Consider the following 13311-nt stretch of genomic DNA (forward strand, 5'->3'; position numbering starts at 1 on the left):
GGGCCAATGAAAGAAAACGTGTTTGATGTGTTGATCTACCTGTTCGAAAACTATCTGGACCGCGATGCCGAGCAGGCGCCGGATCCCGACGAGATGCGGACCGAGTTGCTGGAAGCGGGTTTTCCGCAGCAGGAGATCAATCGGGCGTTCGACTGGCTGGAGACGCTGGGCGCCCAACAGCCGATGCGTGCCGCCTCCCTCCCCGCTTTCCGAATCTTTTCGTCGGAAGAATTGGCCAAGCTGGATGTGGAATGCCGCGGTTTCCTGATGTTTCTGGAGCAGAGCGGCATTTTGACCGCGGAGAGCAGGGAAATGGTCATCGATCGCCTCATGGCTTTGAACGAGGAACCCATCTCGCTCGAAAATCTGAAATGGGTCGTCTTGATGGTGCTGTTCAGCCAGCCCAGCGAGGAAGTCGCGTTCGCACGCATGGAAAATCTCGTTTATGAAAGCTTTCCCGGCTATATCCACTAGAGTCCGGGCGGAGGCTCCGGCCGGGACTGCAGGCGCGAAGCTGCAGCCCGCCCCAAGAGCCACCGCCTGAGGCAGATTTCATCCATGGCTCAACATCTCGTCATCGTCGAATCGCCGGCCAAAGCCCGGACGATCGAAAAATATCTCGGCAAGTCTTTCCAGGTCTATGCCTCCTACGGGCACGTGAGGGATCTGATCCCCAAGGAAGGCGCGGTCGATCCGGACCACGATTTTTCGATGAAGTACGAAATCATCGAAAAGAACAAGAAGCATGTGCAGGCGATTTCCAAGGCCATGGAAAAGGCCGATGCGCTTTACCTCGCGACTGACCCGGACCGCGAAGGCGAGGCGATTTCCTGGCATCTGTACGAACTGCTGAAGGAACAGCAAGTGCTCGACAGCAAGCCGGTGCACCGGGTGGTTTTTCATGAGATCACCAAGCGCGCGATCACCGAAGCGGTGGCTAACCCTAAGCCGCTGTCGACCGATTTGATCCATGCCCAGCAGGCCCGGCGGGCGCTCGATTACTTGGTCGGCTTCAAGCTTTCGCCCCTGTTGTGGAAGAAAATCCGCCGCGGCCTGTCGGCGGGCCGGGTGCAGAGCCCCGCCTTACGGATGATCGTGGAACGCGAGCTCGAAATCGAGCGCTTCGAGATCCAGGAATACTGGACCATCGAGGCGGCGATCCAATCCGAAGATCAGGCGCTTTCGGCACGGCTGACCCATCTGGCCGGCAAGAAGCTCGAGCAGTTCAGCATCGTCAACGAAGAGCAGGCGCAAGCCACGCGGCAGAGCTTGCTGGATCAGGCCCGGGGCAAACTGCGGGTGACCAGGGTCGAGGAGAAGGAGCGCAAGCGCAACCCTGCTGCTCCCTTCACCACTTCGACCCTGCAGCAGGAAGCCGCCAGGAAGCTCGGTTTCACCACCCGGCGAACCATGACGGTGGCGCAGCAGCTCTATGAAGGCATCGACCTCGGCGGCGAGGCGGTGGGCCTGATCACCTACATGCGCACCGATTCGGTGAACCTGGCCCAGGAAGCGATCCAGGAATTGCGCGCGCTGATCGAGTCGCGCTACGGCAAGGACAACGTGCCGGAGCAGCCGCGCCTCTACAAGACGAAGAGCAAGAACGCCCAGGAGGCCCATGAGGCGATCCGTCCGACCTCGGCGTTCCGCAGCCCGGAGTCCGTAAAGGCGCATCTGACGCCGGACCAGCTCAAGCTCTACAGCCTGATCTGGAAGCGTAGCGTGGCCTGCCAGATGGTCCATGCGACCTTGAACACCGTCACGGTGGACTTCGCCTGCGGCAGTACCGACAACCTGTTCCGGGCCACTGGCTCGACCGTGATCCATCCGGGTTTCATGTCGGTGTACCGGGAAGGTCAGGACGATGTACCGGAGGAAAGCGACGAAATCTATCTGCCCAAACTGGCGGAGGGGCAGGAGGTCGACCTGAGGGAGGTAATCCCCTCGCAGCATTTCACCGAGCCGCCGCCGCGCTATACCGAGGCCAGCCTGGTCAAGGCGCTGGAAGAGTACGGCATAGGCCGGCCGTCGACCTATGCGACCATCATTTCGACGTTGCAGCAGCGGCATTACGTCGAGCTGGAAACCAAGCGGTTCCATCCTACCGATCTGGGGCGGGTGGTGAATAAGTTCCTGACGGAGCATTTCAACCGTTACGTCGACTACAACTTCACCGCCGATCTCGAAGACGATCTGGACGCCGTGTCGCGCGGGGAAAAGGACTGGATTCCGCTCATGCGGGAATTCTGGGGGCCATTCCACACCCTGATCGGCGAAAAGGACGAAAGCCTGAAACGGGCCGACGTGACGCATGAGGCGATCGACGAGAAATGCCCGGAATGCGGGAGTCCGCTATCGATCCGGCTGGGGCGCAACGGGCGCTTCATCGGCTGCAACAATTATCCCCAGTGCAAATACACGCGCAATCTGGCGGGCAAGGAATCGGAGCAGGCCGAACCCGAAGTCGTCGAAGGGCGGCAATGCCCAAAATGCAACTCGCCCTTGGTCATCAAGACGGGGCGCTACGGCCGCTTCATCGGCTGCAGCGGCTATCCCACCTGCCGCCACATCGAGCCGCTGGAGAAGCCCACCGATACCGGCGTGACGTGTCCGGAGTGCCACCAGGGTACCTTGACCAAGCGCAAGTCGCGCTTCGGCAAGCTGTTCTATTCCTGCTCGACCTACCCCAAATGCAGCTATGCCGTGTGGAATCCGCCGATTCCCGAGGCTTGTCCCGCCTGCCAGTGGCCGGTGCTCACCCTGAAGACCACCAAGCGCCGTGGCACCGAGAAAGTGTGTCCGCGTAAGGAGTGCGGTTATGCAGCGCCATACGAAGGTGAGCCGCTGACCGATTCCGCCGCTTGAGCGTCGGCTCGGCGCCCGTGGCTTGGGTTTCCGGGTTCCGTGTCGGCCTTGCCGCGGATGCTCTGCGCGGCGGTCGGGTAGTGGCCTATCCCACCGAAGCGGTCTACGGGTTGGGATGTGATCCCTTCAATGAAGACGCTGTCCGTCGGCTGCTGGCGCTCAAGCAGCGCAGCGAGACGAAAGGTCTGATCCTGATCGCGGCGGACGTGGAAGCCATCAAAGTCCTGGTCGACCTTGCCCGCGTCCCGCGCGCCGGTGAAGTGCGCGCGAGCTGGCCCGGTCCCACGACATGGCTGATCCCGGCTCGCCCCGCTATTCCCGGCTGGCTGCGTGGTGCCCATGATTCCCTGGCGGTCCGGGTCACTGCCCACCCCGTTGCGGCCGCCCTGTGCCGCGCCTTTGGCGGCGCGATCGTCTCGACCAGCGCCAACCTTTCAGGGCATCGGCCCGCTCGAACCCCGGTGCGGCTGTGGTGCCAGTTTTCCCGTCAGGCGATCCATTTCCTGCCCGGCCGCCTCGGCGGCGCCGTTCGTCCCACCCCCATCTTCGACGCAATGAGCGGGCAGCGCATCCGCTGAGCGGCGCCTGTCGCAAATCCGACAAAGGCGGGTCCAGCCGGTTTCCATGTGGGAGAACTACCCTGTTGAGATGCCGCCGGCAGGCCCCCCCGGGAGCCGGTAGCCCTCGGGAAACCGCGGTCTTCCGGGCTCTCTGTGCACTCGCCGAGGCGATGGAACGCTGTTTGCTGGGAGTCGTTAAACGATCCCGGAATGTAAGGAGCCCTCTATGCTCGAAATTGCCATTGTCGGAGGTGGACTGTGCGGCTTGGCGCTTGCCCAGAGCCTGCACGCCAAGCGGCGCGATTTTGCGTTGTTCGATGCCCGCGACCGTCTCGGCGGGCGCATCCTGTCGGTGCCTAGCGAAAAGGCCGGCACCGCGCTGGACCTCGGGCCCACGTGGTTCTGGCCGGAAATCCAGCCGCGCATGCTCAAACTGGTAAACGATTTGGGGTTGCACAGCTTTCCCCAGCACGATACCGGCGAAGTCCTGTACCTGACCGATCACGACAAGGCGCCGGACACGCTGAGCCGGCCCGGTCTGCACGGCGGGGCCCACCGTCTCGAAGGCGGAATGGCGAGCCTGGTGAACGCGTTGAGCCGGAGCCTTCCTCTCAGCGCATTGAGGCTCGGCCATGAACTGACCGCCATCACCGATTGCGGCGATCACGTGGAGCTGAGTTTCGTCTGCGGCGGGGAGTCCGTCGTCGTCGCCGCGCGCCGCGTGGTGCTCGCGATGCCGCCGCGCCTGGTCGAAGAACGGGTTCGCTTCGAACCGGCCCTGGACGGCAAGGTACTCGACGCCTTGCGCGACACCTACACCTGGATGGCCGATCAGGCGAAGGCGGTGATCGCCTACGACAAACCCTTCTGGCGCGAGGCCGGGCAATCCGGGAATGCTTTCGTTCAGCACGAACATGTCGTGCTCGGCGAGATCTTTGACGCCTGCGATGCGAATGCCGAACGGGCCGCCCTGGGCGGCTTCTTCGCGCTGCCTCCGGAGGCGCGGGCGAACCTGCGGCAAGGCATGCCGATGTTGGTCTCCAGCCAGCTGGTGCAGGTATTCGGCATCGCGGCAGAGCAGGGGGAGATGTGGTTTCAGGATTGGGCGGAGGAGCCCTACACCTGCAGCCGGAGGGATCATGTGCCGCCGGACAATCACCCGGAATATGGCCACCCGCTGCTGCGGCGGCCGCAATGGGGTGGGCGGCTGCATTTCGGCGGTTCGGAGACCGCGAGCTATGGCGGCGGCTACCTCGAAGGCGCTCTGGAGGCGGCTGCCCGACTCCAAAGGGCGCTGATCCTGGAGCGGCCCTCTGTCGCGCCGGGGATTGCGCAGAACGAGCAGGGCATCGCCGGGTTCGGCGAGTGGGTGGCCGCTCAGCGCGCGGCGGTTCTCGAGCGCTACAAGCGTCTGCTCCATCAGAATCTCGCAAGCCAGCGCGCCGAGCAGCTAACCCAGCGGGCCGTGCTCGGTGTCATGGAGCAGGTCTACAGCGAAGCCTTGGCAAGGCTCGGCGAGCTTTCCTTCGATCCCCCTGCCGGGAGCATCGACACCGGAGTCGCTGCGCTGGCACAGGACCTGCTATCACCCTTCGTCGGCTTCAACAAGTTCCTGCTCGACGAGGCGATCGCGTTCAACAGCGGCTCCTGCGCGTTGTCCAATTTCCCGTCCGAGCATCGGCCGTCGCCCGACTATCTGGAGACCACGGCTCGCGATCTGGCCGCCGCCTGGCGCGAGTTCGCCTACAACGTCAACGCTCTGCTCGCGGGCCGTTTGGCTGTGCGGGCGGCGGCATGATAGAGAGTAAAACGCGGAGGGGTATTCGATGCTTGAAATGGATGTAAGGCTGAGCCGGGATCATTTCGATCTGTCCGCCCGGCTCACGATCGACAGCCCGATGACTGCTTGTTTCGGGCCGCCGGGCGCCGGCAAGAGCACCCTGCTGGGCGTGATCGCCGGCGTCGTCAGCCCGCATCGCGGCTGGATCAGGCTCGGCGGCGATACGGTTTTCGACAGCCGCCAGGGCGTGCGCGTGCCCGCCGCCCGCCGCCGGGTCGGCCTCGTGCGTTTCGATCCGGCCAGCCACCCGCGGCAGACGGTGCGCGCGCTACTCCAGGACGCACATCAGAATTCGGTGCGAACCGGTGCTTTCGGATTCGGCGAGGTGGTCGACCTGCTGGAGCTTGAGCCCTTGCTCGAGAGCGGCGTTCACGCCTTGACGCCGGGAGACAGGCAGCGGGTTGCGATGGCGCATGCGCTGATCCCCGCGCCACGCCTGTTGCTGCTCGACGATCAACTCGAAGTTTCAGGCGTTTCCAACTCGGCGTTGCTGCCCTATCTCACGCGAGTTCGCGATGAGTTGAACGTCCCCGTCATTTACGTCAGCCATTCGCTGGGCGAGGTGCTGCAACTCACCAACCGCATGGTGCTCATGGTCAATGGCCGCATCCTGGGGGTCGGGGATCCGCATGAAATCATCACCGACAAAATCCTTTCCGCCGTCTCGGCCTTGCAGGGCATAGAGAGTATCCTTCCGGTGACCGTGCTGGGTCACGAGGCCGAGAACGGCTGCACCATCGCCTACTACCACGGTACTGAGCTGGTATTGCCGATGGCCGCGCATCTGGCGCCGGGCGATTCCACTCACGTCTCCATCCGCTCCAGCGACGTTGCCCTGTCGAAGCAGTACCTGCGGGGGACGTCGATCCAGAACCAGATCAAGGGCCGGGTTTGCGCGGTCATCCGCACGCCAGGGCACGCCGTCGTACAGATCGACTGCGGCGTCACCCTGCTGGCTGGCATTTCCCTCAAAGCGCTCCATGAAATGGCTTTGCAGGAAGGAGACACCGTGTATTGCCTGATCAAGGTGCATGCGTTCTCCTATGTGGGAATCCCTTCACAGGACCGGCGTTCCGGCGATACGTTGGAACTACCGGTCATCCATTGAAGAATCGAGCTAATTCTCAAGGCAGACATCTATGAGCACCTATATCAAGACTACGCAGGACGGCCGCAAGGTCGAAGTCATCGGACTGGCCGTTTGCCTCGACGGCCACAAGGAAGCCACCCGCCTGGTTTCCGTCAGCGAGCACCCCAACCGGGATGCCATCCTGGCGGCGATGCCGGATGCTACCCACATGGCGGGCCGGCTGCCGCTCTCGGCGGAAGAGGCCGCCGCCGCCCAGGCGGCGCTGGATGCAGCCAAGGAGGCCTATGCGTGCAGCCCCAAAGGGCTTTCGGAACGGATTCGCGTGGTTCAAAACCAAGCTTTGGCTAACCGCGACGGTTGAGCCGACCGCGTTCGCGGATGACGAACCCTTACGAAATCTACGACCTGCTGCAGGACTATGCCGGTGCCCCGGTGCCGGTGAGCACCGTAGCGATAGGTCTGGTCTGGACGCTTTGCGAAGCCGACGCCGTCGGGCTCTCGATGAGCCCGGGTGTTCACACACGGACTCTTCCCTGGGCCGGTACGTTGCGCGGCAAGATCTTGTCCGAACTGGCCGCGTGGGTGCGGGAGTTCGATCCTTACCGGGCCACAGTCGGTATGGCGGCGGTCAACGCCGGCATCAACCGGCTCGGCCTGTTCCCGGAAGGCGAGACGCTTGAACCGAAGGCCGGCGCCAACAACAACCTTGCCGTTTTCGAGCACTTCCTCGCCGAGATGCGCGGCAAGCGGGTCGTGGTGATCGGCCGTTATCCCGGACTGGATCGGTTCGCCGAAACCCATGCCCTGAAACTGACTGTCCTAGAGCGTCAGTCCGGTCCGGACGATCTGCCGGATTCCGCCTGCGAGTACCTGCTCCCGGAAGCGGACTGGGTATTCCTCACCGCTACGTCGATTCCGAACAAGACCTTTCCACGTCTTGCGACCCTGGCGCGCGGTGCCACCACGGTGCTGATGGGCCCCACCGCCCCCTGGCTGCCGGAACTCCAGCATTTCGGCATCGACTATCTGGCCGGCGTGGAGACCGCCGATCCCGGAATCCTGAAAGCTACCGTGTGCGAAGGCGGCGGCGTGCGGATTTTCGATTCCGGGGTGCGCTACCGGATCGCGCCCATCGGCATGGAAGCCAGTAAGTCCTGGGCGCGCCGCATGATCGCGGCGGCGGCGGCGGAGCGGGAGCGCCTCAAGCAGGACATGGAAGCATGGTATGGTCGGGGCGGTTCCGTGCGTTTCCCGGAGTTTGCGCAACTGGAAGCGGTCGACCGCCGTCTTTCGCGTCTGGACACCTGCTTCAAGCGGCTCTGGGATGCCTCTCCCGATCCGCTCCCGGGACGTTTTTCCAGCGCCTCCCGCTGCTGATCCGGCGCCGATGGCCGTCGGCCTCGGACGCCCCAAAAACCATGTGAATTGACGGGTTTTGCCGGGACAGTACAATGCGATCGGAATCAAATCTTTCTGGAGATGGTCTCGATGGTTGCTGAAGTCAGAGTTTCGCCCGAACACGATTCGGATGCCCCGGCCCGGTTCGACGGTCACCTGCTGGACAAGCTCTGCAAGGAGACTTTGGCGTCTTCCGACGACGCAGGCCTACTGGACCGGCTGCGCCAGGCCTATCCTACGTATCCGCTGCATCTCGCCCGTCTGGGACATGAGTGGTACCGCCTGGGCGGCATCGTTAAGCCGAACGGCACCAGGATCGCGGCGGACATCGGCGAGTGGGCGGAGCGCACCTACATCGAATGCGGGCAGAATTTCAACACGCTGCTCGCGCACTGCGAGGAAGGCGGCTTCCTGGCTACCCACCACACCGGCGTCACCCTCTACCTCGTCGCCCAGACCGGGCCGCGCGCGGAAGATTTCGTTCAGATCGAAGTGGACCGGACGCAGGAAACGGCAGACCGCTATCTGATCGATGCGGAGAATCCGCCGGAGGACCTTGAGGAGCTGATCGATCCCATCGAGCCGGTCGCCGTCGAGCCTTTTGCAGTGGGCGCCGCTCGCTACACTTACCGCCGGAAGACCGAGGTGGCCCTGTTCATGCGCGAGCTGGGGCGGCATCGTGCAGACCGCCACCCCGCCCAGCGTTTCATGGACGACTGGAACGCCAGCAGCGCAGGCCTGCAAAGAGCCTTCTGCGAGGACTGGAGCCTGCGCCTGTTCCAGCACATCGGCCGCCATGGCGAACAGATCATGAACGTCGAGATCGTCCACAACCGCACCCGGGAAGTGCCGCGCCTGGAAGGGCCGGACGGCAAGAAAGGCAAGGCACTGGCGGCGCTTCTCAACCGCTTCGATACGCAGGCGGGCTATCCCTTCGCCTGGTACTTCTACATGCTCAAGGGGCTGGTTTCGCCGCACGTAGGCGAAGCTGTGCAGCGCGACCTGTCCAAGGACTATGCCTATCTGCCCGACCGTGACGCTGCCGTGTTGAAGCAGTGGGCCGCGGAGCCTTACTGTTTGTGAGGCGCTCTCGCCGGGGCCCGGTCCGCTTGCCGAGGTAAGCGAGGCGGATTTTCAATCTGCATTGGGCCGCGGTCTTGACCTGTGGTAGAAAGTTCGGAAGGAAATCCGGAACGCAGGCAGACGACAATGAAATCCCTCCCGCATTGGGTACGCACGCCGTGGTTCAAGGTGCTTGCGGTGATGCTGGCGTTGAGCGGGCTGTACGCGGCGCTGGGTTTTTTGCTGCTGCCCAGGCTGGCGGAACACTTTGCTCCGGAGCTGGCTGCCAGGTATCTCAAACGGCATCTGTCGATTGCCGAAGTCCGCTTCAATCCGTTCAGCTTCAGTCTTGAACTGCAGGGTTTCGCGCTCGATGAGGTGTCGGGCGAGCCTCTGCTGAGCTTCGCGCGCCTTTCGCTCAATCTCGATCCGGTCGGCTTGCTGGACAACGCTTGGACATTTTCCGAGGCTCTGGTCGAAAAGCCTTCGGTTGATTTGGTGGTGGATGCGGAGGGGCGGCTGAATCTCGCCAAGCTCGCGGACGATCTGCCCAAATCGGCGGAATCGGGGAAGCGGGAGGACGAGTCTCTGGCGCTGACCTTCCAACATCTCTCGATGGTCGGCGGCAAAGTCCGGTTCGCCGACAGGTCGAGGACGGCGCCGTTCGACGAGACCTTCGATTCCATCGATCTCGAAGTCGAGGACCTTTCCACCTTGCCCGAAGTTCAGGGCACCCAGCATGTCACCGCGAAATTCCATGAGCGCGGCATCCTGGACTGGCACGGCAGGGTTTCGGTCAATCCGCCCTATTCCGAAGGCGACTTGCGGCTCGGACATGTCCCGCTCGCGGCCCTCTGGCCTTTCGTGAAGGACCGGCTCGCTCTTGCCGAGCCGGGCGGGGAACTGGGGGCGGTCGCGCACTACAGGCTGGCCGAAGGGCCTGCCGGACTCGATCTGAGCGTGAGCGGCCTGGCCGCGGAAATCGAGGGCTTGAGGCTGATTCCGGAGGGCGGTTCGGAACCGATCCTGGCCCTGGCCCGCCTTGAAGCGAAGGAGGGAGGCATTGACCTGGCAAACCGCACGGTCCGCGTGCCGAAGTTCGAAATGCGGGAAGGCCGCTTGCGCGCAGCCGTCGACGAAGCCGGCGAAATCGACTGGCTGAAACTGCTGAGGCCGGATGCCCCGGCCCCCGGCTCCGCCGTTTCGAATGATCAGCCGGAGCCGCCGTGGCGGGTCGAGGTCGGCGCTTTCAGTTTGGCCAGGATCGGCGTGGATTATGCCGATGCCAGCCGGCATTCGCCGATCCGCCTCGGTGTCGGCGCGCTCGAGCTGTCGTTCGCCGCCGCCATCGAGGCCGGGGCGGGGGATTTGAAGGCGGCGATAAGCCGCCTGGCACTCCGCATGGACAATATCGCGCTGACCGCGGCGGGCTCCTCGGGACAGCGGAAAGACCTGGTGACCCTGGCATCGCTCTCGGTTGAGGACGCAAATCTGGACCTGGCAAAACGCGAAGTCGGCATCGGCCGGATTGCCCTGAAAGGCGGCGGTACCCACATCGTTCGCGAGGCGGCGGGCGGCATCGTTCCAGCGGAAGCGCTGGTACCCAGGTCTGATGATGGCCGGTCTCCGAAGCCGCCGGAAACGGGGGAATGGCGCTACGCTTTGCAGCAGTTCGTCCTCGAGGATTTCGACGTGGCAATGGCCGATAGGACCTTTTCCCCGGCGATCGCCTACGACCTGGACAGTCTGCGGCTGAGCTTGGGGCCGGTCGCCAGCGGAGCGGATATGCCCATGGCGTTCGACGCGGCATTCGCGCTCAGGCAGGGCGGGGAGTTCAAGGCCTCGGGCACCCTGTCTCAAAGCCTGAACCGGGCCGAGGGGGAGGTCAGGCTGGGGCGGATCGATCTCAAGTCCCTGTATCCCCTGGTGGCCCGCTTCTCGGGCCTCAAGCTCGAAAGCGGGGATTTGTCCGCGCAGCTCAAATTCGGCTACCGGCAGGATGCCGGCACGGCCTTGAAGGCCAAGGGCGATTTGAGCGTAGGCGGACTGCTCTTGAAAGAGACTGCCACCGGCAAGCGTTTTCTGTCGTGGAAGAATCTGTCCGCGGAAGCGTTCGACTTCGGCTTGGCGGAAAGGCGGCTGGCGGTCAAACAGGTGCGCGTCGCCGAGCCGGGCTGGAATATGGAGATCTTCGAGAACCGCTCGACCAACATCGAGAGGATTTTCGCCAGCGGCCGCCCAGCCGGCGCGGCACCGAAAGCCGTCGAAGGTCGGCGCCGGACGGGAAAATCCAAGCCCTTGCTCGTGACGGTGGAAGCCGTTCGTGTCGAAAAGGGCGACATCGATTTCAGCGACATGTCGCTCGTCCTCCCCTTCGCCACCCACATCCATGATTTCTTCGGCACGGCGGCGGGCCTTTCGACCCGGCCCGAAGCGCGGACGATGCTCCAGTTCCACGGGCAGGTCGACCGTTACGGCGCGGTCGACGTCTACGGTCAGTTGAGCCCGCTGGCGCCGAAACATTTCGGCGACGTCAGCGTGGCGTTCCGCAATGTGGACATGCCGTCTCTCTCACCCTACAGCGCGACCTTCGCGGGCCGGGAGATCACCTCGGGCAAGCTCAATCTGGACATCCGTTACCAGATCGACGACGGCCGGCTGAGGAACGACAACCGGATCGTGCTGGAACGATTCGCTCTGGGCGAGCGGATCGAGAGCCCCAAGGCGGTCTCGCTGCCGCTCGACCTGGCGGTCGCGCTGCTGACCGATGGCGACGGAAAGATCGAGGTATCGGTTCCCGTCGAGGGCGATTTCGGCAATCCCAGGTTCGACTATGGGAAAGTGATCTGGGAGGCTTTCGTCAACGTGGTTACCAGGGCCGTGACCGCGCCGTTCAGGGCCTTGAGCCATCTGTTCGGCGGCAACGGCGATGAGATGGGGGGCGTGTTGTTCGAGCCCGGCAGCACCGACATCGGGCCGCCAGAACTCGAGAAACTCAACAAGGTCATGGTCGGCTTGGCGCAGCGTCCTCAGATCAGCCTGGAGGTGCGGGGCGGAGCCGATCCGGACCTGGACGGGCGTGCGCTGAAGTCCTTGCAGGTACGGCGGGCCGTCGCGGCGAAGCTGGGTTTCCGGTGGTCGCCGGAGGAGGAGCCGGGGCCGGTCGCGTTCGACAGTGCCGCCAGCCAGTTGGCGCTCGAGGATCTGGCCGGCGAGCGCGGCGGTCCGAATGCAGCGGAGCAGGTTCAGGCCGCCTTTGAAAAGAAGGAAGGCAGAAAGGCCGAGCGCATCGGCCGCGTTTCCGCCCTGGTGGGCCGTCCCAGCCCGGATCCGGCGTTCTATCGGGCATTGTTCGACCATCTGGTCGAAACCGCGCCGCTGTCTGCCCAGGATCTGGAGGCTTTGGCCGGCCGCCGCGCCCAGGCGGTAGCCGGAGCGCTGGTGCGGCGAGGCGCGCTGGACCCTGGCCGCGTCAGGGTGGGCGATACCGCGTCCGGGGATGTCCGGGACGGGCGGATCGTCACCAGGCTGGACCTGAAAACGGCGGGGGGCTGAACTTCCCCGCGCGATATCAGCGCGAGAACGGAGGGAGCGTACGACAGCCCGGCCGATGGAATCGCCCGCGAAATTTGGGTACTCTCCGATTGGCACTTGCTCCCGTACTTCCCTGAGGAGGCGGGGCCTTAAAGCCGAGGTGGCGCTGCATGACGATACCGCCGATCCAGGTCCGCCCTCCGGTTTCCGCCGGGGGAAGGTGCGGCAGCCGGCCGTTCGCCGCCGCATTCCTCGCGTGCCTGTCCGCTCTCGCGTCGGCGCACTTGGGCTGCGCTCTTGCCCAGCCGGACGATTACGCGGCAGCGCGCGGACGCATGGTCGAACAGCAGCTCAAGGGCGCCGGCCGCGACATCAGCGATCCTGGGGTGCTCAAGGCGATGGCGGAGGTGCCTCGGCACGAATTCGTGCCCCAGCCGCTGCGGGAATACGCCTACAGCGACAGCGCGCTGCCCATCGGCTTCGGACAGACGATTTCCCAGCCCTATATCGTCGCCTTCATGACCGAGCGGCTCGAGCCCAAGCCCTCCGACAAAGTGCTGGAAATCGGCACCGGCTCGGGCTACCAGGCGGCCGTGCTGTCGAAGCTGGTGGCGGAGGTTTACACCATCGAGATCGTCGAGCCGCTGGGACAAAGGGCCAAGGCCGACCTTCAGCGCCTGGGCTTCGGCAACGTGCGGGTCCGGATCGGAGACGGCTACCGGGGTTGGCCGGAAGCTGCGCCTTTCGATGCGATCATCCTGACCAGTGCGGTAAGCGACGTGCCGCAGCCTCTGATCGGACAGCTCAAGGAGGGCGGCCGGATGATCGCCCCGCTCGGCCCGTCGTATTACCAGGACCTGTACCTGCTGAAAAAGCAGGGTGGAAAACTGGAACGGCAGGCGGTCCTTCCGGTCCGGTTCGTCCCCATGACCGGCGAGGTCTTGAGGGGGACGCAGCCGTGA

The 13311-nt window shown here is 64.1% G+C and carries 10 protein-coding genes; all 10 read left to right on the top strand.

Annotated elements, in window-relative coordinates; all coding sequences use genetic code 11:
- Window positions 1-6: 6 nt before the first annotated feature.
- The 10 genes from OOT43_RS14125 (at window position 7) to OOT43_RS14170 (ending at window position 13311) form a co-directional block, all read left to right on the top strand.
- Entirely contained in the window at window positions 7-474 is a 468-nt protein-coding gene (locus tag OOT43_RS14125; protein WP_266021209.1) for a DUF494 family protein, read from the top strand.
- Between the two features lie 84 nt (window positions 475-558).
- Complete coding sequence (gene topA, locus OOT43_RS14130) at window positions 559-2865, top strand: type I DNA topoisomerase (protein ID WP_266021210.1); 2307 nt, start codon at window positions 559-561, stop codon at window positions 2863-2865.
- Between the two features lie 17 nt (window positions 2866-2882).
- Window positions 2883-3443 (top strand): Sua5/YciO/YrdC/YwlC family protein, encoded by a 561-nt coding sequence (locus OOT43_RS14135; RefSeq protein ID WP_266024933.1) that lies wholly within the window; start codon window positions 2883-2885, stop codon window positions 3441-3443.
- Window positions 3444-3651: 208 nt separating this feature from the next.
- Window positions 3652-5223 (top strand): flavin monoamine oxidase family protein, encoded by a 1572-nt coding sequence (locus OOT43_RS14140; RefSeq protein ID WP_266021211.1) that lies wholly within the window; start codon window positions 3652-3654, stop codon window positions 5221-5223.
- Window positions 5224-5251: 28 nt separating this feature from the next.
- Entirely contained in the window at window positions 5252-6373 is a 1122-nt protein-coding gene (locus OOT43_RS14145) for a molybdenum ABC transporter ATP-binding protein (protein WP_266021212.1), read from the top strand.
- Window positions 6374-6404: 31 nt separating this feature from the next.
- Complete coding sequence (locus OOT43_RS14150; RefSeq protein WP_266021213.1) at window positions 6405-6716, top strand: hypothetical protein; 312 nt, start codon at window positions 6405-6407, stop codon at window positions 6714-6716.
- A gap of 17 nt (window positions 6717-6733) precedes the next feature.
- Entirely contained in the window at window positions 6734-7732 is a 999-nt protein-coding gene (locus OOT43_RS14155) for a DUF364 domain-containing protein (protein WP_266021214.1), read from the top strand.
- A gap of 111 nt (window positions 7733-7843) precedes the next feature.
- Window positions 7844-8836 carry a hypothetical protein gene (locus OOT43_RS14160; RefSeq protein ID WP_266021215.1) on the top strand — a complete coding sequence of 331 codons (993 nt, stop codon included), beginning with the start codon at window positions 7844-7846 and terminating at the stop codon, window positions 8834-8836.
- Between the two features lie 126 nt (window positions 8837-8962).
- Window positions 8963-12370 carry a DUF748 domain-containing protein gene (locus OOT43_RS14165; protein WP_266021216.1) on the top strand — a complete coding sequence of 1136 codons (3408 nt, stop codon included), beginning with the start codon at window positions 8963-8965 and terminating at the stop codon, window positions 12368-12370.
- 149 nt (window positions 12371-12519) lie between these two features.
- Window positions 12520-13311: a protein-L-isoaspartate(D-aspartate) O-methyltransferase gene (locus tag OOT43_RS14170; RefSeq protein WP_266021217.1), complete on the top strand. Its 792-nt coding sequence runs from the start codon at window positions 12520-12522 to the stop codon at window positions 13309-13311.

This window comes from Methylococcus mesophilus, assembly GCF_026247885.1.
Taxonomy (GTDB): domain Bacteria; phylum Pseudomonadota; class Gammaproteobacteria; order Methylococcales; family Methylococcaceae; genus Methylococcus; species Methylococcus mesophilus.